The sequence below is a fragment of the Nocardia heshunensis genome (assembly GCF_054782115.1).
In genome coordinates this window covers 42650-64159 of sequence record NZ_BAAGTC010000025.1, presented here as the reverse complement: position 1 = coordinate 64159, position 21510 = coordinate 42650, and the positions used below count along the sequence as shown (strand labels likewise).

At 68.7% G+C, this 21510-nt stretch carries 24 protein-coding genes; 15 read left to right on the top strand and 9 right to left on the bottom strand.

Annotation, left to right across the window (positions count from 1 at the left end; all coding sequences use genetic code 11):
• Nucleotides 1-1080 (bottom strand): CaiB/BaiF CoA transferase family protein, encoded by a 1080-nt coding sequence (locus ACYVN4_RS39730; protein ID WP_460728501.1) that lies wholly within the window; start codon nucleotides 1078-1080, stop codon nucleotides 1-3.
• A 74-nt stretch (nucleotides 1081-1154) separates the two neighbouring features.
• On the opposite strand from ACYVN4_RS39730, the gene ACYVN4_RS39725 reads away from it, so the two are divergent.
• Complete coding sequence (locus tag ACYVN4_RS39725; protein ID WP_460728499.1) at nucleotides 1155-1346, top strand: helix-hairpin-helix domain-containing protein; 192 nt, start codon at nucleotides 1155-1157, stop codon at nucleotides 1344-1346.
• Here the strand turns inward: ACYVN4_RS39725 and ACYVN4_RS39720 are convergent.
• Together ACYVN4_RS39720 and ACYVN4_RS39715 are read right to left on the bottom strand one after the other, a co-directional pair.
• Nucleotides 1339-2961, bottom strand: coding sequence for an acyl-CoA dehydrogenase family protein (locus ACYVN4_RS39720; protein WP_460728497.1), 1623 nt, complete (start codon nucleotides 2959-2961; stop codon nucleotides 1339-1341). The two genes, ACYVN4_RS39725 and ACYVN4_RS39720, sit on opposite strands and share 8 nt — an antisense overlap.
• Nucleotides 2962-2974: 13 nt before the next feature.
• A complete protein-coding gene (locus tag ACYVN4_RS39715; RefSeq protein WP_460728495.1) occupies nucleotides 2975-3604 on the bottom strand; it encodes a TetR/AcrR family transcriptional regulator in 630 nt (209 codons plus the stop codon).
• Between the two features lie 65 nt (nucleotides 3605-3669).
• On the opposite strand from ACYVN4_RS39715, the gene ACYVN4_RS39710 reads away from it, so the two are divergent.
• Nucleotides 3670-4431, top strand: coding sequence for a crotonase/enoyl-CoA hydratase family protein (locus ACYVN4_RS39710; protein WP_460728493.1), 762 nt, complete (start codon nucleotides 3670-3672; stop codon nucleotides 4429-4431).
• A gap of 105 nt (nucleotides 4432-4536) precedes the next feature.
• Nucleotides 4537-5778, top strand: a complete 1242-nt coding sequence (locus tag ACYVN4_RS39705; protein WP_460728492.1) for a hypothetical protein — start codon at nucleotides 4537-4539, stop codon at nucleotides 5776-5778.
• Here the strand turns inward: ACYVN4_RS39705 and ACYVN4_RS39700 are convergent, their stop codons facing one another.
• Complete coding sequence (locus tag ACYVN4_RS39700; protein WP_460728490.1) at nucleotides 5779-6468, bottom strand: pyridoxamine 5'-phosphate oxidase family protein; 690 nt, start codon at nucleotides 6466-6468, stop codon at nucleotides 5779-5781.
• A gap of 82 nt (nucleotides 6469-6550) precedes the next feature.
• On the opposite strand from ACYVN4_RS39700, the gene ACYVN4_RS39695 reads away from it, so the two are divergent.
• From ACYVN4_RS39695 to ACYVN4_RS39675, 5 genes are all read left to right on the top strand, one after another.
• Entirely contained in the window at nucleotides 6551-7246 is a 696-nt protein-coding gene (locus ACYVN4_RS39695) for a DUF4184 family protein (protein ID WP_460728488.1), read from the top strand.
• The gene (locus ACYVN4_RS39690) at nucleotides 7243-8409 is read left to right on the top strand and encodes an alpha/beta hydrolase family protein (protein ID WP_460728486.1); all 1167 of its coding nucleotides are present in this window, start codon (nucleotides 7243-7245) and stop codon (nucleotides 8407-8409) included. The genes ACYVN4_RS39695 and ACYVN4_RS39690 overlap by 4 nt, the downstream gene beginning before the upstream one ends.
• A gap of 47 nt (nucleotides 8410-8456) precedes the next feature.
• Nucleotides 8457-9857 (top strand): MocR-like pyridoxine biosynthesis transcription factor PdxR, encoded by a 1401-nt coding sequence (gene pdxR, locus ACYVN4_RS39685; protein WP_460728484.1) that lies wholly within the window; start codon nucleotides 8457-8459, stop codon nucleotides 9855-9857.
• On the top strand, nucleotides 9854-10099 hold the full coding sequence (locus ACYVN4_RS39680; RefSeq protein WP_460728482.1) for a DUF2630 family protein: 246 nt from the start codon (nucleotides 9854-9856) through the stop codon (nucleotides 10097-10099). The genes pdxR and ACYVN4_RS39680 overlap by 4 nt, the downstream gene beginning before the upstream one ends.
• An 82-nt stretch (nucleotides 10100-10181) precedes the next feature.
• On the top strand, nucleotides 10182-11795 hold the full coding sequence (locus ACYVN4_RS39675) for a carboxylesterase/lipase family protein (RefSeq protein ID WP_460728480.1): 1614 nt from the start codon (nucleotides 10182-10184) through the stop codon (nucleotides 11793-11795).
• Between the two features lies 1 nt (nucleotide 11796).
• Here the strand turns inward: ACYVN4_RS39675 and ACYVN4_RS39670 are convergent, their stop codons facing one another.
• Together ACYVN4_RS39670 and ACYVN4_RS39665 are read right to left on the bottom strand one after the other, a co-directional pair.
• On the bottom strand, nucleotides 11797-12663 hold the full coding sequence (locus tag ACYVN4_RS39670) for an Fpg/Nei family DNA glycosylase (RefSeq protein ID WP_460728478.1): 867 nt from the start codon (nucleotides 12661-12663) through the stop codon (nucleotides 11797-11799).
• A gap of 54 nt (nucleotides 12664-12717) precedes the next feature.
• A complete protein-coding gene (locus ACYVN4_RS39665) occupies nucleotides 12718-13380 on the bottom strand; it encodes a nitroreductase family protein (RefSeq protein WP_460728476.1) in 663 nt (220 codons plus the stop codon).
• A gap of 69 nt (nucleotides 13381-13449) precedes the next feature.
• Between ACYVN4_RS39665 and ACYVN4_RS39660 the strand changes: the two genes are divergently transcribed.
• Nucleotides 13450-13824: a winged helix-turn-helix transcriptional regulator gene (locus ACYVN4_RS39660; protein WP_460728474.1), complete on the top strand. Its 375-nt coding sequence runs from the start codon at nucleotides 13450-13452 to the stop codon at nucleotides 13822-13824.
• Nucleotides 13825-13865: 41 nt separating this feature from the next.
• Here ACYVN4_RS39660 and ACYVN4_RS39655 read toward each other — a convergent pair whose 3' ends face one another.
• Both ACYVN4_RS39655 and cobF read right to left on the bottom strand, forming a co-directional pair.
• Nucleotides 13866-15161, bottom strand: coding sequence for a lipase family protein (locus tag ACYVN4_RS39655; RefSeq protein ID WP_460728680.1), 1296 nt, complete (start codon nucleotides 15159-15161; stop codon nucleotides 13866-13868).
• Nucleotides 15162-15360: 199 nt separating this feature from the next.
• Entirely contained in the window at nucleotides 15361-16125 is a 765-nt protein-coding gene (gene cobF, locus ACYVN4_RS39650) for a precorrin-6A synthase (deacetylating) (protein ID WP_460728472.1), read from the bottom strand.
• Nucleotides 16126-16169: 44 nt separating this feature from the next.
• Between cobF and ACYVN4_RS39645 the strand changes: the two genes are divergently transcribed.
• The 5 genes from ACYVN4_RS39645 to ACYVN4_RS39625 all read left to right on the top strand — a co-directional run bounded on the left by ACYVN4_RS39645 (nucleotide 16170) and on the right by ACYVN4_RS39625 (nucleotide 19789).
• Nucleotides 16170-16976 carry a thymidylate synthase gene (locus tag ACYVN4_RS39645; RefSeq protein WP_460728470.1) on the top strand — a complete coding sequence of 269 codons (807 nt, stop codon included), beginning with the start codon at nucleotides 16170-16172 and terminating at the stop codon, nucleotides 16974-16976.
• On the top strand, nucleotides 16973-17458 hold the full coding sequence (locus ACYVN4_RS39640) for a dihydrofolate reductase (protein ID WP_460728468.1): 486 nt from the start codon (nucleotides 16973-16975) through the stop codon (nucleotides 17456-17458). The genes ACYVN4_RS39645 and ACYVN4_RS39640 overlap by 4 nt, the downstream gene beginning before the upstream one ends.
• A gap of 114 nt (nucleotides 17459-17572) precedes the next feature.
• A complete protein-coding gene (locus ACYVN4_RS39635) occupies nucleotides 17573-17899 on the top strand; it encodes a cupin domain-containing protein (RefSeq protein WP_379360019.1) in 327 nt (108 codons plus the stop codon).
• 63 nt (nucleotides 17900-17962) lie between these two features.
• Nucleotides 17963-18973 (top strand): Dyp-type peroxidase, encoded by a 1011-nt coding sequence (locus ACYVN4_RS39630; RefSeq protein WP_460728465.1) that lies wholly within the window; start codon nucleotides 17963-17965, stop codon nucleotides 18971-18973.
• A gap of 18 nt (nucleotides 18974-18991) precedes the next feature.
• The gene (locus ACYVN4_RS39625; protein ID WP_460728463.1) at nucleotides 18992-19789 is read left to right on the top strand and encodes a family 1 encapsulin nanocompartment shell protein; all 798 of its coding nucleotides are present in this window, start codon (nucleotides 18992-18994) and stop codon (nucleotides 19787-19789) included.
• Here the strand turns inward: ACYVN4_RS39625 and ACYVN4_RS39620 are convergent, their stop codons facing one another.
• The gene (locus ACYVN4_RS39620; RefSeq protein WP_460728461.1) at nucleotides 19790-20776 is read right to left on the bottom strand and encodes a GlxA family transcriptional regulator; all 987 of its coding nucleotides are present in this window, start codon (nucleotides 20774-20776) and stop codon (nucleotides 19790-19792) included.
• Nucleotides 20777-20913: 137 nt separating this feature from the next.
• On the opposite strand from ACYVN4_RS39620, the gene ACYVN4_RS39615 reads away from it, so the two are divergent.
• Entirely contained in the window at nucleotides 20914-21504 is a 591-nt protein-coding gene (locus ACYVN4_RS39615) for an isochorismatase family protein (RefSeq protein WP_460728459.1), read from the top strand.
• Nucleotides 21505-21510 lie beyond the last annotated feature (6 nt).

Sequence of the window (21510 nt, the reverse complement as noted above, 5' to 3'; positions counted from 1 at the left end):
CTACACCCAGACCTCACCGAGGGGTGTCAGATCCGCCGGCGTCGGCTGCGGCGTCGGCGGCTGGGTACGCGAGAACCGGGGCGCGGGAGCGGGCTGCAGCATGCCGTCCACCTCGATCAGGGAGCCGCGGGCGCGCAGGTGTTCGTCCTGGGCGGCCTCGGTCCAGATGCGGATGGGGGTGACGCAGGCGTCGACACCGTCGAACAACTCGGCCCATTCGTCCTGGGTGCGGGTCGCGAACTTCTCCGTGAAGACCTTGCGCAGCACGTCCTGTCCGGCCGGATCCATCTGGTGCGGCAGCGATTTCGGGTCGAGCTCGAGTACGCGCAGCAGTTCCGCGTAGAACTGCGGCTCGAACGCGCCGACCGCCAGATGCCTCCCGTCGGCAGTGGAATACGTGTCGTACCAAGCCATTCCGGTGTCGAGCAGGTTGGTGCCGCGCTCGTCGGACCACATGCCGCCCTGGTGCAGAATCCAGAGCGAATGCGCGAGCGTGAGGGCCCCGTCCACCATGGCCGCGTCGACGACCTGCCCCTGCCCGGAGCGCTCCCGCTCGAACAGCGCGGTGATGATGCCGAGCACCAGGAAGACCGAACCGCCGCCGTAGTCGCCGAGCAGATTGACCGGCGGCACCGGCCGTTCGCCCTTGCGCCCGATCGCGTTCAGCGCACCGGTGAGCCCGATGTAGTTGATGTCGTGCCCGGCCCGGTCGGCGCGCGGCCCGTCCTGCCCCCACCCGGTCATGCGGCCGTAGATCAGCCGCGGATTGCGTTGCAGCGCTTCCTCGGGCCCGAGCCCGAGCCGCTCCACCACGCCCGGCCGGTAGCCCTCGAACACCACGTCGGCCTTGTCGATGAGCCCGCGCACCGCGGCGATGTCGTCCGGGTTCTTGAAGTCGGCCTGCACGATGGTCCGGCCACGCAGCTGCGCCCGCATCGGTCCGACCGCCGATCCGTCGCCGGGCCGCTGCACCCGCACCACGTCCGCGCCCAGATCGGCCAGCATCATCCCCGCGTGCGGTCCGGGTCCGATGCTCGCCAATTCGACGATCCGCACCCCCGCCAAAGGTCCCTTGGTCATGGCAAAAGTAGAACACGTTCTACAACGGTGTGCCACCTCCCGCGCGGCCGACGAAGTCGATCTAGGCTCGGCCCATGACCGATTCGACCTGGCCACGCGGGATCGGCGCACCGGCGACCCGCGCCCTGACCGCCGCCGGATACCGCAGCGTGGAACAACTGGCGGGTGTCGCCGAGCGCGAACTGCTGGCCCTGCACGGCATGGGCCCCAAGTCCATTCGCATCCTCCGGGAGGAGCTCATGGCCCGGGGCCTCGACTTCAGTTGACGTAAGCGCGCTCGATGATGGCCTCGGCGTCCACACCGGTCGGGAGGGTGCCGAAGGCGATACCCCAATCGCCGCCGAAGCGGGTGGCGCAGAAGGCATCCGCCACAGCCGGGTGGCCGTGGCGCACCAACTGCGCACCCTGCAGCACGAGGGCCATCAGCTCCACAACACGCCGCGCCCGGTATTCGATATCGGCGAAGTCGGTGAGCTCCTTGCCGATTCGATCGATGGCGGTATCCAGGTGCCGGTTCGCGCCCCGCGACAGGTTCACCTCGGCGAGGAACGCCTCGACGGTCTCGGGCTGACGCCCCATGGCGCGCAACGCATCCAGCGCCGCCACATTGCCCGAACCCTCCCAGATGGACATGAGCGGGGCCTCGCGGTAGAGCCGCGGCATGCCCGACTCCTCGGCATAGCCGTTGCCGCCGAAGCATTCCAGCGCCTCGGCCGCGTGCGCGGGGGCGCGCTTGCACACCCAGTATTTGGTGACCGCCAGCGCGATGCGGCGCAGTGCCGCCTCGGTCGGATCGCTGTCGGCGCGGTCGGTGGCCCCGGCCAGCCGCATCATGACGGTGGTCGCGGCATCGGCCTCGATCACCAGGTCCGCCAGCACATTGCGCATGGCGGGCTGATCGACCAGATACTTGCCGAACGCCTGGCGATTGCGGGCGTGGTGGGTGGCGAAGACCGCGCCGGTGCGCATGACGGTCGCGGAGCCGATCACACAGTCCAGGCGGGTCATATTGACCATTTCGATAATGGTCTTCACGCCCGCGCCCTCCTGGCCGACCAGCCAGCCGATGGCGTTCTCGTACTCCAGTTCCGAGGAGGCGTTGGACTTGTTGCCCAGCTTGTCCTTCAGGCGCTGGATGCGCAGCGCGTTGCGGGTGCCGTCGGGCAGCACCCGGGGCAGCATGAAGCACGACAGCCCGCCGGGCGCCTGGGCCAGCGTCAGGAACATGTCGCCCATGGGGTGCGAGGTGAACCACTTGTGGCCGACGATGCGGTAGGTGCCGTCGGAAAGCGGTGTGGCCGTGGTGGTATTGGCGCGGACGTCCGAGCCGCCCTGCTTCTCGGTCATGGACATGCCCGCGATCAGACCGGCCTTGCTGGAGGGCTCACGCAGCCCGAAGTCGTAGACCCGCGACGCCAGCAGCGGCTCGTACTTCTCGGCCAGTTCCGGATTGTGGCGCAGCGCGGGCACCACCGCGTAGGTCATGGAGATCGGGCACATGTGCCCGGCGTCGGACACGCCCCAGGCGGCGAGCTTGGCGGCGCGGGCGACGTGCGCGCCCGGCCGGTCGTCGCGCCACGGCGTGCCGTGCAGGCCGTGGGAGACAGCGACATCCATCAACTGATGCCAGGACGGGTGGAACTCCACCTCGTCGATGCGATTGCCGTAGCGATCGTGGGTGTGCAGGATCGGCGGGTTCTCGTTGGCCAGCCGCCCCCACTCCTGCGCCTCGACGCCGCCCGCGAGCTCGCCCAGTTCCCGCACCTCGGCCTCGGCCCAGCCCGCGCCCTCCCGGTGCAGGCCCTCGATCAGCGCCGGATGGCGGGAGTTGTCGAACGGCGCGATGGGCGGCACCTGGTTGAAGACGTCGTGCGTATGCATGGCGGAGTGACTCCTATTCGTGGGGGACGCTGCGGGATTCGGCGGGGACACCGAGCGCGCGCAGCGCGAAGGCGACGAGTTCCGGCAGCACCGATTCGCTCTGCAACTGCTCCGAGAGCGGGCCGACCAGCACTTCGCCGATGGCGCCGACCAGTGCGGTGGCGGAGGTGCGCGGATCCTGCGGCGGCAGTTGACCATTCGCGACACCGTCGGCGATCGCGTTGACATACGTCTCGGCGAAGGCGCGGCGGAAGCGCAGGCGTTCGGCGTCGACGGCGGCATCCACCGGCTCGGCGAGCAGGACGTACGCCAGTTTCGGGTTCTTGAGTGCGCGCCCGGCGAAGGTCTCGACGGCGGCGGTGACGCGGTCGGCGGCGCTGCGCCCCTCCCCCGCCGCCCCGGCCGCGGCGACCGCCTCCACCTCGCGGGTGACGACCTCGCGGAAGACGGCGGTCACCAGTTCGGCCTTGCCGCTGAAGTTCTTGTAGACGGTGCCGGTGGCGACGCCCGCCTCGGCGGCGACGGCGGCCATGGACAGTCCGGCGAAGCCGTCGCGGGACAGGACGGTCATGGCGGACCGCACGATCGACCCCGCCTGGGCGTCCAGGCGCGCCTGGACAGCGGGGGTTCTGCGATAGGCCATGCAAGAAGTGAACCACCGATTCATTTCTTGACGCAACCCCCGGTTTACGGCGTAACGTCGCGGCCGTGACAGTACGAGTGGAACGCAACGGCCCCGTCTACACCGTGATCCTGCACCGCCCCGAAGCCCGCAACGCGGTCGACGGACCCACCGCGAAAGCCCTGGCCGATGCCTTCCGCGAGTTCGACGCCGACCCCACCGCGGCGGTCGCGGTGCTGTGGGGCGACGGCGGCACCTTCTGCGCCGGAGCCGACCTCAAGGCGCTGGGCACCGAGCGCTCGAACGCTGTCACCGAGGACGGCGACGGACCGATGGGCCCGACCCGGATGAAGCTGTCCAAGCCCGTCATCGCCGCCGTCTCCGGCTACGCGGTCGCGGGCGGCATCGAGCTCGCGCTCTGGTGCGATCTGCGAATCGCCGAGCAGGACAGCACCTTCGGCGTGTTCTGCCGCCGCTGGGGCGTGCCGCTCATCGACGGCGGCACCGTGCGGCTGCCCCGCATCATCGGCGAGGGCCGGGCCATGGACCTGATCCTCACCGGCCGCGCGGTGGGCGCGCCGGAGGCGCTGCAGATCGGCCTGGTCACCCGCGTGGTGCCGACCGGCGAATCCCGGCGCGCCGCCGAGGAACTCGCGCTGGAGCTGGCCGCCCTCCCCCAGACCTGCCTGCGCTCGGACCGGATGTCGGTGCTGGAGCAGGACGGACTCGAGGAGCCCGAGGCCATCGCCAACGAGCTGCGGCACGGTATGAAGGCCTTGATGGACGGGGCCCTCGATGGCGCGCAGCGTTTCGCCTCGGGTGCGGGCCGTCACGGCAGCCGGGCCTGAATGCCACCGCGGCCGGGCCTGAGCACCGGGGAAATCGGGTCGGAGTGATAGCCCCGAATACACCCGGCAGCACCACATGCAACCGATCGGTACGCTAGCCGTTCGATGAATCGGCTGAGCGTGCTGGACGAGATCTTCCTGCGGTCGCATCGGGGCATGGGCACCCCGATCGTCCTGCAGGGACTCTGGCGTACCGCCGAACCCGTCCATCCCGCCCTGCTCTGGCGGGTGCACCGCGAGCTGCGCACCGGACCGCTCGGCCGCCGAGTGGTGCGCCCGAAGGTGCCCGGTGCGCGGCCGCGCTGGCAGACCAACGAGTCGGCCTACCCGTTCGACCTGGTCCGGGAGCCGATCCCGGTTGCGGCGGTACTGGATTGGGCCGACCGGCAGGGCGACGATCTGAACCCCGAGCGCGGACCCGGCTGGCGGCTGTCCGCGGCACTGGTCGAGGACGGCGGCTGCGTGGTCGCGCTGACCTGTTCGCACGCCCTCGCCGACGGCCGGGCGCTGACCCTGGCCATCGACAATGCGCTCGCGGGCACACCCCTCGCGGCACCCGTGGCGGGCCATTCCGACTGGGCCGACGCGCGGCGCATGTGGGCCACCGTCCTGGGTGGCACCGCCCGCGCCCTGCGCCACGGCATCCCCGCGCGACCCACCGCGGCGCCCGACCGAAAAGCCTTGCCCGGCACCCGGTCCGAGGCGGCCACCTGCGCGGCCGTGCTGGAGATCCCGGCCCGCGACTGGAACCGCGTCGCCGTGTCGCACGGCGGCACCGCCAACAGCCTGTTCGTGTATCTGATCGCGAACATGCTGTGGGCCAGCGGGTTTACCGCCGACACCATTGCCGCGAGCCTCCCGGTCGACACCCGCGACGAGCCCCGCGTGGACAACGACATGTCCATGACCGAGGTCGCCATCACCCGCGCCGACACCCCGGCCACCCTGCGTAAGCAGGCGCGCGCGGCCTACGAGCACCGCATGACCAGCCCGGGCGGCATTCCGGAGGAACTGCTGCAGGTCGTCCCCGACCGGCTGGCCTATCGACTGGCCAAGGGTGCGGGCGAACGCGACATCCTCTGCTCGAACATCGGCAATCTGCCCGAATCCCTGCTGGCGCTGGGGCCGCACGCGTGCACCGGGGTGGCGGCGCGCGCCATCCACCCCGGCCTGCGCGCGGACGCGCTACCCCGGACCCGGCTCTCCGGCTACCTGACCCGCATCGCCGACACCTATACGTTGTCGCTGATCAGCCTGGATCCGGAGGCCGTGCCCACACCGTCGGCGCTGACGGCGCTGGCCCAGTCCGCGCTGGCGGAGCTGGGGCTGCACGGCCGGAGCTGGTGACTATCCGGCCAGGACGGCTTCGGTCACCCGGGCCAGGACGTGTTGCGGCACTTCGACTCCCGCATCCAGGTTCTCGGCGCTGATCGGGGCGTCGAAGACCTGACGCATGGGCAGCACCCCAGCCCAGACACCGCCCGCTGCAATGTCTTCCGCGTCGTCGCGGGGACCGCCGGTACGGACTTTCACGGACGCCTCGGTCAGGTCGAGGGCCAGCACCATGGTGGCGGCCATCTCCTTCTTGTTCGGGGAGCGGACGGCATCCCAGGCACCGGGTGCGGCGTGTTCGACGATGACGCGCAGGGCGTGCATGCGCTCGTCCGGATCGGTGAGTTCGACCGGGCGGGCGTGGATCACCGCCGAGCGGTAGTTCATCGAGAAGTGCATGGCCGAACGGGCATACACGATGCCGTTCACCTCGGTCACGGTCAGCGACACATCACCGGTCATGGCTGCGCGCAGATTGCCCGCACCGGTCGAGCCGTGCAGGTAGAGGGTGTCGCCGTCGCGGCCGTAGATGGTGGGGATGACCACCGGGGCGCCGTGCAGGACCACTCCCAGGTGGCAGATCAGGCCCGCGTCGAGCACCGCGTCCAGCTCGGCGCGGTCGGTGCGACCCCGCTCCTTGGCACGGGTGAGGCTGCTGCGCGGGGTGGGCGACAGTAGGGTCCGAGTCGAAGCTGTCTCACTCATGAGTCCAGTTTCGAGGGGGAAATGGCATTCCTGAATAGCCAATTCTTCACAAGATCTACAGACCACTTCCGGGGGATCCATCGTGCCGTTCACACTCGCGCATCCGGCTGCCGTCCTGCCACTGCGGCGGACGCTGTGGTTTCCGGGGCTGGTCGCCGGGAGCATCGCGCCCGATGTGCCGTACTACGTGCCGGTCTGGGTGGACGGTGAGTTCACCCACTCGCTGCTCGGCCTGCCCGCGGACATGTTGCTGGGCGCGATCCTGCTGGCGATCGCGTGGGCGCTGCGGCGCAGCGTATCCGGCATGCTCGGCAAGACCATCACCATGACCCGGCCGACCGTGCTCGGCGCGGCCGCGGCGCTGCTCATCGGGGCGGTGACACATCTGGCCTGGGACGCCTTCACCCATACCGACGGCGCGGTGGTCCAAAACTGGGAACCGATGCGGGAGTCCGTGATCGGGCCGCACCGGGTCTACAACGTCATCGGTTACATCTCCTCGATCGGCGGAATGCTGCTGCTGGCGTGCTATCTGGTGGCCTGGTATCGCCGGGCCGCCACCATCGCGCCGGACCCCCGGCGCATCCCGGTGCTGCTGTCGCTGCTGGCTGTCGCGGTACTCGCCGGTCTCATCGCCCGAACCGATCCGGTGGCGAAGATCAGCCTCTACGATTGCGTGCGGCACACGCTGATCTACGCAATCACCAGCGCCGGTACGGGTTTCGTGTTGTACGCACTCGTGTCCGGGGCAGCCTCGGCCTCCAGGGGAAATCGTTGATCGCTCGACTCATCGCCACGGCCACCACCACGGCCGCGCTGCTCACCGTGTCCACCTCCGCCGCATACGCCGGGCCGATCGGCATCACCGTGCTACCGCGCCCCACCGGTCAGATAGCGGTCGGCACCACCACTCTCCACCTCGTCGACCAGAACCGGCCCGACCCGTTCCATCCGGAACGGCCACGCGAGCTGATGGTGTCGGTGTTCTATCCGGCCGCCGACGTCGAGCACTACCTGCGGGCCCACTACGTCTCCAGCCAGCTGGTTCCGGAACTCGAGCAGCAGATCGGCGTGGAACTGCCGGGGCTGCTGACCAATTCGTACTCCGACGCCCCTGCGGCGGGCGATAGCTATCCGGTCATTCTGTATTCGCCGGGCGCGGGCGTCACCCGGCTGCTGGGCACCGGGCTGGCCGAGGACCTCGCCAGCCGCGGCTACGTGGTGGTGACCATCGACCACACCTACGAGACCGGCCCGGCCGTGGAATTCCCGGGTGGTCGCCTGGCCCAATTCGAGTCGCAGCCCGGAGGATTCACGCCGGAGCTCCGCAAGCGCTACATCGACGCACGGCTGCCGGATATCGGCTTCGTGCTGGATTCGCTGACCCAGCTCGCACACGGCAACAATCCCGACGCCGAACAGCGCGCCCTGCCCGCCGGACTCGATCATGCCCTCGATCTGGGACATGTCGGCATGGTCGGTCATTCCTCCGGCGGCTACACCGCGGTCGAGGCGCTGCACGACGACCACCGCATCGGCGCGGCCGTGGACCTGGACGGGCAACTCGGCGTCGACGCGGACTTCGGGCGCGCGGCCGTCGAGGGTGTTGACCGGCCGGTACTGGTGCTGACCAGTCAGCAGATCGAGGAGGTCGGCGACGCCCGGCCGTCCCTGGATGCCTTCTTCGGCGTCGGTACCGGCTGGAAAGAGCAACTGTCCCTGCGTGATACGGCCCATTACGACTTCACCGACCTGCCGCTGCTGATCCCCGACGCCGCGCATGCCGCCGACCGTCGCGATATCGGCACCATCCCGGCCGCGCGCGGCGCGAACCTGGTGCACGGCTATGTCGCCGCCCTCTTCGACAAGTTCCTGCGCGGGCGCACCGACACCCCGCTCGATCACCTGCCTACTGACCCGGAGCTGACGGTCGTGCACTGAGAGTGGCATGCTGATGGTGACAGGTTGTCACAACAGCGGGAGTCCACTTGCGGGGAAATCGCCTGGTCGACGATGATCTGCCGTTCACCGTCGACCGCGAGAGCGGCACACCGCTGGCCGTCCAGGTGGCGAGCGGGCTGCGGCTCGCCGCCACCACCGGCGTGTTGCGCGGCGGGGATCGACTGCCGTCCTCCCGGGATCTGGCCAACCGGCTCGGGGTGAGCCGCACGGTAGTCACCGCCGCCTACGACCAGTTGCACGCCGAGGGCTGGCTCGACGGCCGCCACGGTTCGGGCACCTACCTGACCGCCGCACCCGCGCCGGGCGGCATCCAGGGCATCGGACCCGAACGCGTCGATCCGCTGACGGGCCTGCTGGACCTCGCGGCGGGTGCGCCCTCCATCGAGGCCATCGACGCTGCCGCGTGGCGACGAGCCTGGCGGGCAGCGTCGGATCGAATGCCCTTGATCCGCAAGGACCGTCGCGGTGAACCGGAGTATCTGGAGGCGGTCGCGGAGCATCTGCTGCGGCATCGAGGGCTGGGCGCGGGCAGCGGCAGCGCGGTGCTGGCCACCGCCGGAACCAGCTCGGCCGCAGGCGAACTCGCGGCGGCCCTGCTGCGCCCCGGCGACGTGGTGGCCATGGAGGATCCGGGCTATCGGCGGGCCGCGGGTGCCTTCCGAGCGGCGGGCATGCGGCCGGTTCCGGTGCCCGTCGACGCCGACGGCCTGCGGGTGGATCTGCTGCCCGACACCGCCCGCATGGTGTATTGCACGCCCGCGCACCAGTTTCCGCTCGGCGCGCGGATGCCCGCCGCGCGGCGGGTGGCCCTGGTCGAATTCGCCCGCCGCACCGGCGCACTCGTCATCGAGGACGACTACGACGGCGAATTGCGCTACGACACCGCGCCATTGCCGCTGCTGGCCACCCTCGCCCCCGACGCGGTCGTGCATCTCGGCACCACCAGCAAGATCCTGACCCCCACCCTGGGCATCGGCTGGCTGGTGGCCGACCCGGCCGTCGCCGAGGCGGTGCTGGCCTACCGCGAACTGACCGGCACCAGCGCCGCACCGGCCGGTCAGCAGGTGGTGGCCGAGCTGGCCCGGCACGGCGATCTGGCCCGCCACCTGCGTCGGCTGCGCCGCGACATGCCACAGCGCCGCGCCCTGGTGGTGGAGGAATTGCGTGGTCGCGGCCTGGAGGTGCGCGGCGACGACGCGGGCTCCCACGTCTTCGTCCCGCTCGCCTCGGCCGAGCAGGAGGATCGCGCGGTGGCCGCGGCTCGAGCGGCCGGGGTCCATCTCGACGGCCTCGCCCGCCACCATCTCGGGCCCCGGCACACCTTCGGCTTGGCCCTCGGCTATGCCGCGGCGTCGGCGGCGGAACTACCGACGGCCGTCCGGTTGGCCGGGGATGCGCTGAAGTGGGTCGTAGAGTGGACCGCATGACCGAAAAGGACATCCACGCCCGCATCAAGGAACTCGTGGATCGCGAGCACGAGCTGCGCTCCCAGACCACCGGCGGCGAGCTGAGCCCGGAGGAGGAGCGCCGTCAGCTCGCCGAGCTCGAGGTCCAGCTGGACCAGTGCTGGGATCTGCTGCGTCAGCGTCGCGCCCGGCTCGACCAGGGCCGCAACCCCGACGAGGCGCAGGTCAACTCGGCCCGCCAGGTCGAGGGCTACCTGCAGTAGCAAGCCCGCAGCGCTTGTTTCGGGAGTTCCCGGTGGGCATTTGCCCCTGGGAGCTCCCGGGAGTTCGGTCTACCCTTTTCCAATGGTGGCAACGACAGACATCACAACCGCGGACGGAGTGGTCCGCGGCATCCGGGGCCGCCGCGTTTCACGCTGGCGGTCCATTCCTTTTGCGGCGGCCCCGGTAGGAGAATTCCGATTCCGCGCACCACAGCCGGTGCAGCCCTGGAGCGGCGTGCGTGATGCCACCGACTTCGGTTATGCCGCAATGCAACACCGCGACGGTGCGCGCATCGGCCCCCGGCAGGCGCAGCCGACCGGCGAGGATTGTCTGACGCTGAACGTCACCGCTCCCAACGAGCCGTCGATCACCCCGCGTCCGGTGATGGTGTTCATCCACGGCGGCGGCTACATGATCGGCACCTCGGCGCTGCGGCTGTATTCCGGCGGTCGTCTGGCGCTGCGCGGTGATGTCATCGTGGTGTCGATCAACTACCGGCTCGGCGCCTTCGGCTACGTCGATTTCGGTGAATTCTCCACGCCCGAAAGCCAATTCGACTCCAACCTGGGCCTGCGCGATCAGGTGGCGGCCCTGGAGTGGGTGCAACGCAATATCGGCGCGTTCGGCGGCGACCCGAACAATGTCACCATCTTCGGCGAGTCGGCGGGCGCGCACGCGGTGCTCTCGCTGATGTGCACTCCCGCCGCGGCGGGACTGTTCCATCGCGGCATCGCCCAGAGCGCTCCGGCCGACTGGGCCCCGACCCAGGCCGAGGCGCGTAAGTTCGCCCGCCGCTGCCTCGACGAACTCGGAGTCGATCCGGCGGACGCGGCGACCGCCCTGCGCACCGCGGGCGCGAACGACATCCGCCGCGCCGTGGATCACGCGGCCGCCAAGGTGATGCACGAGCAGCCCGGCCTGTTCCCGATCGCCCCGACGGTGGACGGCGACTATCTGCCCGCCGCGCTCATCGCGGCCTTCACCGCGGGCACCGCGCACCGGGTGCCGCTCATCATCGGCACCAATCGTGACGAGGCAACGCTTTTCGTGCGGCTCGACGACACGCTGCCCACCACTCCCGACCGCATGCGCTGGCTGCTGCGGCATGTCGATCAGGCACTCGACACGGGCGACGACAGCCCGATCTTCACCAAATTCGGCCAGTCCCTGCCTACTTCGCAGGAGCGGCTGCACGAGACCCTCGCCGATTCCGGCACCGCCATCGAATCCCGGGTCTCCGCCGCCTATCCCGGGTTCCCGGGCAAGAAGGCGACGATCCGGATGGGCGGTGATTTCACCTTCTGGCGCCCGTCGGTCCGGGTCATGGAGGCGCACAGCCGGTTCGCCCCCACCTATGCCTACCGCTACGACTTCGCCCCGCGCGCAATCCAATTGGCGGGTTTCGGAGCGACTCACGCGCTGGATCTGGTCCCGGTGTTCGGCGCGGTCGATTCGGTCGTCGGCCGGGCCATGACGGTGGCGGGCGGGTATCGCGCCTTCCGTTCGGTCTCGCACCAGTTCCAGGACAACTGGCTGGCGTTCGCGCGCACCGGCAGTCCGCTGCCGAATTGGCCCGCCTACACCGAGGATCGGCGCGCCACCATGATCATCGACGCCCCGGCCCATGTGGAGCACGATCCGGAGCAGGCCAAACGCCTGGCCTGGCAAGGGGTTCGCCTCCCCGCCCTGACCTGAGCTATTTGAGTAACCGGGACATCCGGCGGTCGGCGAGGATCTTGCCGCCGGTCTGGCAGGTCGCGCAGTACTGGAAGGACTTGTCGGCGTAGGAGACCTCGCGCACGATGTCGCCACACACCGGGCAGGGCAGGCCGGTGCGAGCGTGCACCTGGAAGCCGGAACGCTTCTCGCCCTTCAGGCGGGCGGCGTCCTGGCCCACCGAACGCTGCACGGCATCCGAGAGGGTGGCGCGCATGGCCGAGTAGAGGCGGGCCAGCTGCACCGCGTCCAGGCTCCCGGAGTTCGCGAACGGGGAAAGCTTTGCGGTGTGCAGGATTTCGTCGGAGTAGGCATTGCCGATCCCGCCCAGCAGGGTCTGATCGGTGAGGGCGTTCTTCAGCCGTTGCGAGGTGCTCGCCAGGATCTCCCCGAATTCCGGCTCGCTCACCGCGAGCGCGTCCGGTCCCAGCCGGGCGATGCTCGGAATCGAGAGCGGGTCGGCGGTGACCCACACCGCCAGCCGCTTCTTGGTGCCCGCCTCGGTGAGATCGAAGGCGGGCGTGGCCCCTTCAGGGGTGAAGAAATGCACCCGCAGCGCCAGCGGCCCCTTGCCCGGCTTCGGCGGCGCGGCCCCCGGCTCGTCGATCCACCGCAGCCACCCGCCCCGCGACAGGTGCGTGATCAACCACAGCCCGTCGCAGTCCATTCCGAGATGCTTGCCCCAGTGCCCCACCCCGGTCACGTCACGCCCCTGCAGTGCGGTCGCCGGCGGATCGAAGGTTTTCAGCACGCTCAGCGCCGCCACATCGACCCGCCCCACGACCGCACCCACCGCATGCTCGGCCAGGAACTGCTCGAGCGCCACGATTTCCGGAAGTTCGGGCACAACCCGCAGCCTACCGACCAGGACCGACACTGTCCTTCCACGAACCGTGGCGAGTCAGCGGGCCGCTTCCACACGGGGTTTGGTGTACGCGCCGCGGAAGACCGTCTGGCCGTGCGGGCGGCGGCCCGGGTGGCGGCGGGATTCGGCGGGGTAGCCGAGCGAGACGAGCAGGGCGATGGCCAGATCGTCGCGGTCCTCGATGCCGATCACCTTCTTGACCTTGGCCTCGTCCCAGCCGTTCATCGGGGAGGTGGCCAGGCCGAGTTCGGTGGCCGCGAGCATGAGGTATGTCGCGGCGATCATGGCGTCCTTGACCGCGTACTCGCGCAGCAGGTCTCGTTCGGCCAGACCCTGCTGGAACTCGGTCGAGGCGGCGGCGAAGCCCGCGATGAAGTCCTCGTTCCAGGCCTGGTTGCGGCGGGCCAGGTCGAAGATGTCGGTCCGGTCGGCGCGCCAGGCGTGGGGTTCGGCGACGAAGACCAGTACAACCGGGGCCTCCTGCGGTTGCGGCTGGCCGTCGGTGGCCCAGACCAGACCCTCCCGCCCGGCCGGTTCGGCGACCACGACCACCGATCGGTCCTGCAGGTTCCAGCTCGAGGGGGCCTCCATGGCCAGCTCCAGCAGGGTGTCGAGGATCGGCGCGGGGACCGGGTCGGGGCGGTAGTGGCGGACGGTGCGGCGGGTGCGGATCGCGTCGGCGACGCTCAGGTTCGTCATGCCACTAACTATTGGAGAGTGACACTCTTTTCGGAAGACAGCACTAAATAGTGCGCTACTCTCCAAAAGGTGACGATCGTCGAATCCTCGGGACTGCCCGCCGATGTCTACTCGGCCAAATGTCCCACCCGGCAGGTGCTCGACCACATCGCGGGCAAATGGACTGTGCTGGTGGTCGATTCACTCCTGCAGCAGGGCACCCTGCGCTACACCGACCTGGCGCGCCGCATAGGCGGGGTCTCGCAGAAGATGCTCACCCAGACCCTGCGCAGCCTCGAAGCCGACGGATTCCTCACCCGCACGGTGCATCCCACCATCCCGCCGCGCGTGGAGTACGAACTCACCCCGCTCGGCCGCAGTCTCGCCGAACCCATTGCCGCCCTGCGGCAGTGGACCGAGGAGCACATCAACGAGATCGAGAACGCCAGAGCCGCCCGCGGTTAGACCACGGGCGGCCCTGGCGGAACCTCGGCTACCGAGGAACCTCAGCTACCGGGGAAACCCGGCGGCAGCGGGGTGAACTGGGCGTTGAACTTCGGACCGGGCGGCAGGCCGCGCAGCACCGCGCTGATCCAGGCCACGGCGGGAATCCAGCCGGTGACCGCATTGGTGACGTGCTCGGGCACGGGCACCGTGTAGAAGCGCAGGTCCGCGCCGCGATCCCAGTACGAATTCACGGTGGGCAGCACCACCTCCGGCGGGATCAGCTCATCCCACATGCCGTGCCACCAGAGGATCGGGCTGTCCGGGATGTAGTGGCCGAGGCTGTTGTCCTGCAACACCTTCACGATCTCCGGCGAGCTCTCCAGCGACTTCCCGGGCTGGTAGTACGCGCTGATCGGCCGGTAGGCGCCCTGCGCGGCGATGGTGGCGTAGCAGCGGCTGCCGAAGTCCTTCAGCAGCCCCTGCCCCTCCTCGGTGAGGATGTCCTCGGGCTTGAACACGTCCGGGTATTCGCGTGCGAGACTGGCGAATCCGAGCCACATGGTGAAGTTGCTGATGCCGGTCAGGCCCGGTTCGGCCTTGGTGGCGTATTCGGCCTCGCCGAGCAGGTTGGCGGGCGCGCCGCCGAAGCTGGTGCCCAGCAACCGCACATCCGGCGCATAGGACTCACGTAGTTCCGCGGCCCGGATCGAGCCGGACCCGCCGCCGGAGTAGCCGTAGAGCGCGAAGCCGGAGTCGGTGAACCCGAGCGCCGGGTCGTTCTTCACCGCGCGCAGGCTGTCGAGCACCATCTTGCCTTCGGCATAGGTGTTGAAGGTGTTGAACTTCCCGTCGAAGTCGGGGACGTTGATCGCGAATCCCTGTGCCAGCCAGTACATGACGAGCGTGGATTCCTTCATGGTCCCGACCTGCAGCGTGTGCGAGGGATTGCAGGCCGAGTCGGTGGAGTCGATGGCCTCCTGGAAGGAGACCACCGGCCGCGGGCTGCCCGACCACGGAATGCCCGGCACGATCACGGTCGTCGCGGTGACGATCGGATTGTCGTGCACGTCGTTGGACCGGTACAGCAGCTGCTTGGTGTACACCGGCACCGGCAGTCCGACCAGCCGGGTCTGCACCTCGCGGCTGCGCACGATCTGCCCCGGCGCGTAATCGGCGATATCCGCGGGATCGTCGTACCAGGGGTCCTGATCCGGGCTCGGGATCGGCAGCAGGTCGTAGATCTGCGGTTCGGTGGGCAGCTGCGGCAGCTGGTTCTGGTCCGGCGGAAAGGTCGGCGGGAAGCCCGGATCGGCCGCCGCCACACCCACGGCCGCCGCCGTCAGGCAGGCCGACATCGCCACCACCGTGAGCCGCCGCAGCGCGGATCTCTTCACTGTCACTCCCGAAGCGTCGTTGCCGAGGATGTGCCGGTTCACAACAACAAACCGGCATGACTCAGCTCACAGGACGTGAAACCCCAGCGCAATTGGCGTTATCCCGAACCCGGCGGCACCTCGTTTGTGAAAATGCACGAGTGTCTCGGACACTCAGTGCTCAGTGGCCGTGGCGCAGCAGGTAGATGTCCATGATCCAGCCCTTGGCCTCGCGCAAGGCGGCGCGGCGGCGGGTGATCTGGTCCTCGACTTCGCGCAGCGGGCCTTCGATGACGACCTCGTCGGGCATGCCCAGGTATGCACCCCACCAGATGTGCAGGTCGTCGCCGGGCACCTGGGTGAACGAGCAGTCGCCGTCGAGCATCACCAGCGTGGACTCACCGGCCGCGGGCCCCTCCTCGCGGAGTTTGCGGCCGGTGGTGATGTGCAGGGGCTCACCGATTTCGTGCAGCACCATGCGGTGCGCGGCCGCCAGGGCCTGCACGCTGGTGATGCCCGGAATCACGGTGTAGTCGAAGTGGATTCGCCCGCGCGCCAGGACCCGTTCGACGATGCGCAGGGTGCTGTCGTAGAGCGACGGGTCGCCCCACACGAGAATGCCGCCCACACCGTCGGTTTCGGCGAAGGCCCGTTCCAGCAGTTCGGCCCGCGCCTCGTGCCAGTCGGTCACCGCACCCTGATAGGCGGAGTCGGCGCCGCTGGCGGGCACGCTCCGGTCGCGCGGCGGGTCCGCGATCTCTACGATCGTGTGCGGCTGGTCCGCGTGTTCGGCGAGGATGGTCGCCCGCACGTCCACCAGTTCCTGTTTCGCATCGCCCTTGCCGATGACAAAAAACACGTTTACCTGGCGCATCGCCTTGATGGCCTGCACCGTCACCTGGTCCGGGTCACCCGCTCCGATTCCGATTACAAACAGCTTCCGCACAGTGCATAACTTAGCCAGCCAGCCGATGCGTAAGCTTGCCAGGCGTGGAGAGCGACCGAGATACCCAGTACGAGGATCTGCTCCGACTGGTGCTGGACTCCGGCACCCCCAAGGCGGATCGGACCGGGACCGGCACCCGCAGCATCTTCGGACATCAGCTGCGTTACGACCTGTCGCAGGGCTTTCCGCTGATCACCACCAAGAAGGTGCATCTCAAGTCGATCGTCTACGAGTTGCTGTGGTTCCTGCGCGGCGACTCCAACGTGAAGTGGCTGCAGGACCACGGCGTCAGCATCTGGGACGAATGGGCCGATGCGAACGGCGAACTGGGCCCGGTCTACGGCGTGCAGTGGCGCTCGTGGCCGACCCCGGACGGCATGCACATCGATCAGATCTCGCAGGTGCTGCAGACGCTGCGCACCGATCCGGATTCGCGGCGCATGATCGTCTCGGCGTGGAATGTCGCCGATCTGGACCGGATGGCGCTGGCCCCCTGCCACGCCTTCTTCCAGTTCTATGTGGCCGACGGCAAGCTGTCGTGCCAGCTGTATCAGCGCAGCGCGGATCTGTTCCTGGGCGTGCCGTTCAATATCGCCAGCTACGCGCTGCTGACGCTGATGGTCGCGCAGCAGACCGAGCTGCAGCCCGGCGAATTCATCTGGACCGGCGGCGATGTGCACATCTACGACAATCACGTGGAGCAGGTGCGCGAGCAGTTGACCCGTGAGCCGTACCCGTTCCCGAAGCTGCACCTGCGGCCGACCACGTCCCTGTTCGACTATGCGTACGAGGATGTGGAAGTCCAGCAGTACCAGCATCATCCGGCGATCAAGGCGCCCGTCGCGGTATGAGCCGGACGATCGGGCTGATCTGGGCGCAGACGCCGAAGGGAATCATCGGGCGGGACAACACGATTCCGTGGCGCGTGCCCGAGGACATGGCGCACTTCAAGGACGTCACCTGGGGGCACCCGGTGGTGATGGGTCGCAAGACCTGGGATTCGCTGCCGCCGCGGTTCCGGCCGCTGGAGGGTCGCCGCAATATCGTCGTGACCCGGCAGGCCGAGTGGTCGGCCGAGGGTGCGGAGCGGGCCGGTTCGCTGCGCGAGGCGCTGGAGCTGACCGGCGACAAGTCGGTGTGGATCGCGGGTGGCGGTGAGATCTACCGGACCGCAATGCCTTTCGCCACCGAGCTGATGGTCACCGAGATCGACGCGGACGTCGACGGCGACACGCTGGCGCCGCCCATCGATCCGCGCTGGCACGCCGAGCAGGCGGATTGGCGCGAGTCGAAGTCGGGTCTGCGGTACCGCTTCCGTCGTTATACGCGGTAACGCCGATAACGCGGATATCCCGCGTACGGCAATTCCTGCGAACACCGCCTCGAAACAGCCGATCCGAATGGGCTCGTCCGGCATACTCAGCGATACTCCGGCGAAAGGCAGTCCATGGACAAGAAATCGCTGACCGCGGTCGCTCGCCAGCAGCTCAAGCTGGCTGCCACCGCTTCGAGCGGGCGCAGTTCGCTGACCATCTGCGGCGGCCACACGCACACCCTGCGGCAGACGGTCATCGCGTTGACGGCCGGACAGACCCTGGCCGAGCACGAGAATCCCGGCGAGGCCACGCTCATCGTGTTGAGCGGGGTGCTGGTGCTGATCAGTGGCACCAACGAGTGGAAGGGCTCGGCGGGTGACCTGATTGTGATCCCCAATGCCCGCCACAGTGTGAAAGCCATCGATGACGTGGCCTTCCTGCTGACCGTGGCCAAGTAGCGCGGGCAGACACGGGGCAACCGGGCGGGCGGGCTGTCGGAGTCAGGGCATATGGTGGAGCCCATGGGTGAGCCACAGCCGATCCTCGACCCGCTCACACCCGCCGCCATCTTCCTCGTCGCCACCATCGACGAGGGTGGCGAAGCGGTGACGCGGGATCTCCTCGCAGACCTTCCCGGATTACGGCGTTCCGTGGGCTTCCGCGTGCCCGGTTCCGGCCTGGCCTGCCTCACCAGCATCGGATCCGAGGCCTGGGACCGTCTGTTCTCCGGGCCGAAACCCGCAGCGCTGCACGAGTTTCCGGGCTTCCTGGGCGCGAAGCATCAGGCCCCCGCCACGCCCGGGGATCTACTGTTCCACATCAAGGCCGAGGCCCAGGACGCCTGCTTCGAACTGGCGATGAAGATCGCCGAGCGACTCTCGGGCGCCGCCACCATCGTGGATCAGACGGTGGGCTTCCGCTATTTCGAGCAGCGCGATCTGCTCGGCTTCGTGGACGGCACCGAGAATCCGGAGGGTCAGCTGGCCGCCACCGCCGCGCTGGTCGGTGACGAGGATCCTGAATTCACCGGTGGCAGTTACGTGATCGTGCAGAAGTACCTGCACGACCTGGACTCCTGGAAAGCGCTCTCGACCACCGAGCAGGAGAAGGTCATCGGGCGCACCAAACTCGACGACTTCGAGCTCTCCGAGGACGAGCAGCCCGCCAATTCCCATGTGGCCGTGAACGATCAGGCCGTGAGCGGCAATATCGTGCGCGCCAATATGCCGTTCGGCTCGGTCCAGGACGGCGAATTCGGTACGTACTACATCGCTTACGCCGACGACCCGGCCGTCACCGAGACCATGCTGACCCGAATGTTCCTGGGCAGCACCGATGCCGCGTACGACCGCATCCTGGATTTCTCCACCGCCGTCACCGGCACCTCCTTCTTCACCCCGCCCGCGGGGTTCTTCGACGCGCTGCCGGACGCTCCGGCGCCGGCGGCCGTCGCGGTCCGGGAATCCCCGGGCACCAATGGCGTTGTGTCCGGGGACGGATCCCTAGGCATCGGCACGCTACGGAATCGTTGAGACGAACGGAGCTGACGCATGAACAACCTGCATCGCGAACTCGCACCCCTGACCTCCGAGGCCTGGGCGGCGGTCGAGGAAGAGGCGACGCGAACCTTCAAGCGGCACATCGCCGGTCGCCGCGTGGTGGATCTGTCGGGTCCGCACGGGACCGACTATTCGGCCGTCGGGCTGGGGCGCACTACCACCATCGATTCGCCCGGTGACGGGGTGCAGGCGCGCCGGCGCGTGGTCGCGCCGCTGGTGGAATTGCGGGTGCCGTTCACGCTCTCGCGCGAGGAGCTCGACAACATCGAGCGCGGTTCGCACGACGCGGATCTGGATCCGGTGAAGGCGGCCGCCAAGAAGATCGCGTTCGCCGAGGATCGGGCGATCTTCGAGGGGTATCCGGCGGCCGGGATCACCGGCATCCGGCTCACCACCTCGTGCGAGCCGGTGAAACTGCCGGGTGATCCGCGCCTGGCCCCGGAGGCGGTGGCGCAGGCGTTGAGCAAGCTCCGGCTGGCCGGTGTGGACGGGCCGTATTCGGTGCTGCTGTCGGCGGATCTGTACACGGCGGTGAGTGAGACCTCCGATCACGGCCACCCGATCCGCACACATCTGGAGCGGATGATCGACGGCGAGATCATCTGGGCCCCGGCCATCGACGGTGCCTTCGTTTTGTCGACGCGCGGTGGGGATTTCGATCTGCAGCTGGGTCAGGATCTGTCCATCGGCTACCTGTCGCACGACGCGGAGAGCGTGCAGCTGTACTTCCAGGAGTCGCTGACCTTCCTGGTGTACACGGCGGAGGCAGCTGTCGCGCTAGAGGCGTGATCAGTTGATCCGGAAGCGGTTTCGATACTCCGTCGGCGTGGTGTCCAGCGTGCGCCGGAAGGCGCGCGTGAGCGTGTCGGTGGTATTGAAACCGCACAGGGTCGCCACCCGTTCCAGGGTGTTGTGGGTCGTCTCGAGCTGATTGCGCGCGAATTCGACTCGCGCGGACTCGATATAGGCGGCCGGGGTGGTGCCGAGGTCGGTCTTGAAGATGCGAGTCAGCTGCCGTTCGCTGACATGGGCCTGCTCGGCCAGGTCGGCCACGGTGAGCTGCCGGGCGATATTGCGCGTGATGTAGTGCCGCAGATCGTCGATGCGGCGCGTGGTCGAAATCGGTTCCAGTGACACGCTGAATTGGCTCTGCCCGCTGGGCCTTTTGAGGAACATGACCAGCTGCCGCGCCACCCGCAACGCGAGCGCGTCACCGAAGTCATCGGCCACCAGCGCGAGCGCGAGGTCCAGGCAGGCGGTGAGTCCCGCACCGGTCCAGACGTTTTCGTCGCGGATGAAGATGGGATCGGCATCCACCTCGATCGCCGGATGCTCGGCCGCCAGCTGCTGCGCCGTGGACCAGTGCGTGGTGGCCCGTTTGCCGTCCAGCAGTCCCGCGTCCGCGAGCAGGTGCGCGCCCACGCACACCGACGCGATCCGACGCGTATGCGCGGCGAGCCTGCGCACCCACTCGACCACGGCCGGATCACTGAGTGCCCGCACCCGCCCGTCGGCGTCCATCTCGACCGCACCCGGCACCACGAGCGTGTCGATGGGACGCTCGGCGATCTCGGCGAAGGTGACGTCGGGTAGGACCCGCACGCCCGCCGACGTGGTCACCGGATCGAGGGTCTCGGCGGCGAGCACCACGTGATATCCGGTCTCCCCGTTCATCTCTCGCGCCAGCAGCGCGAAGACCTCCGGCGGGCCGGTGACGTCGAGCAGGTCGACGCGATCGAACAGCACGATGACGACGAATCGTTCGAGGGTGCCCACGGTCCTCCGTCCGGTCTGGAAAAGCGATGTCCGGATCTGCAGGTTACATGACATTTCCGACACGCCCGCCGACCCATAGCGTGGAGAACGTCCACCGCACAGGGCGGTTCGGACGCCTGCACTCCGGAGGAAAACCCATGTCATCCCAGACCCTGCGGGAACTCAGCGGCCTCGACCAGACCCCCGCCACCCTGGCCGAGTCCACCCTGATCCTGGTCGACTACCAGAACACCTACACCCGCGGCGTCATGGAACTGACCGGCTGGCAGCCCGCCCTCGACGCCGCCGCCGACCTACTCGCCCGTGCCCGCCGAGCGGGCGCGAAGATCATCCACATCGTCAACGACGGCGGTGTCGGCACCCCCTACGACATCACCGCCGAGATCGGCCAGATCCACCCGAGCGTCGCTCCCCTCGACGGCGAACCCGTTGTGGTCAAGTCGGTTCCGAACGCATTCGTGAACACCGACCTCGCCGACCACGTCGACGCAGCGGGCAACACCAACCTCGTCATCGCCGGTTTCATGACCCACATGTGCGTCACCTTCACCACCGAGGGCGCCTTCCTGCGCGGCAACCACGCCACCGTCGTCGCCGACGCCTCCGCCACCCGCCCCCTGAAGTCCGCGGCCGGCGAGGTCACCGCCGCACAACTGCACGACAGCGCCCTCGCCACCATCGCGGATCTCTACGGAGTCGTCGTCGGCTCGGCGGCCGAACTGGCGTAAGGCCGA

Excerpts from the sequence above, each read along its gene's own strand:
- ACYVN4_RS39700 (WP_460728490.1), bottom strand. The coding sequence starts at position 6,468 with ATGAGTGAGACAGCTTCGACTCGGACCCTACTGTCGCCCACCCCGCGC.
- ACYVN4_RS39655 (WP_460728680.1), bottom strand. The coding sequence starts at position 15,161 with ATGTCGGCCTGCCTGACGGCGGCGGCCGTGGGTGTGGCGGCGGCCGAT.
- ACYVN4_RS39730 (WP_460728501.1), bottom strand. The coding sequence starts at position 1,080 with ATGACCAAGGGACCTTTGGCGGGGGTGCGGATCGTCGAATTGGCGAGC.
- ACYVN4_RS39725 (WP_460728499.1), top strand. The coding sequence starts at position 1,155 with ATGACCGATTCGACCTGGCCACGCGGGATCGGCGCACCGGCGACCCGC.
- ACYVN4_RS39635 (WP_379360019.1), top strand. The coding sequence starts at position 17,573 with ATGGACAAGAAATCGCTGACCGCGGTCGCTCGCCAGCAGCTCAAGCTG.
- ACYVN4_RS39720 (WP_460728497.1), bottom strand. The coding sequence starts at position 2,961 with ATGCATACGCACGACGTCTTCAACCAGGTGCCGCCCATCGCGCCGTTC.
- ACYVN4_RS39640 (WP_460728468.1), top strand. The coding sequence starts at position 16,973 with ATGAGCCGGACGATCGGGCTGATCTGGGCGCAGACGCCGAAGGGAATC.
- ACYVN4_RS39615 (WP_460728459.1), top strand. The coding sequence starts at position 20,914 with ATGTCATCCCAGACCCTGCGGGAACTCAGCGGCCTCGACCAGACCCCC.
- ACYVN4_RS39680 (WP_460728482.1), top strand. The coding sequence starts at position 9,854 with ATGACCGAAAAGGACATCCACGCCCGCATCAAGGAACTCGTGGATCGC.
- ACYVN4_RS39630 (WP_460728465.1), top strand. The coding sequence starts at position 17,963 with ATGGGTGAGCCACAGCCGATCCTCGACCCGCTCACACCCGCCGCCATC.
- ACYVN4_RS39665 (WP_460728476.1), bottom strand. The coding sequence starts at position 13,380 with ATGACGAACCTGAGCGTCGCCGACGCGATCCGCACCCGCCGCACCGTC.
- ACYVN4_RS39715 (WP_460728495.1), bottom strand. The coding sequence starts at position 3,604 with ATGGCCTATCGCAGAACCCCCGCTGTCCAGGCGCGCCTGGACGCCCAG.
- ACYVN4_RS39675 (WP_460728480.1), top strand. The coding sequence starts at position 10,182 with ATGGTGGCAACGACAGACATCACAACCGCGGACGGAGTGGTCCGCGGC.
- ACYVN4_RS39625 (WP_460728463.1), top strand. The coding sequence starts at position 18,992 with ATGAACAACCTGCATCGCGAACTCGCACCCCTGACCTCCGAGGCCTGG.
- ACYVN4_RS39705 (WP_460728492.1), top strand. The coding sequence starts at position 4,537 with ATGAATCGGCTGAGCGTGCTGGACGAGATCTTCCTGCGGTCGCATCGG.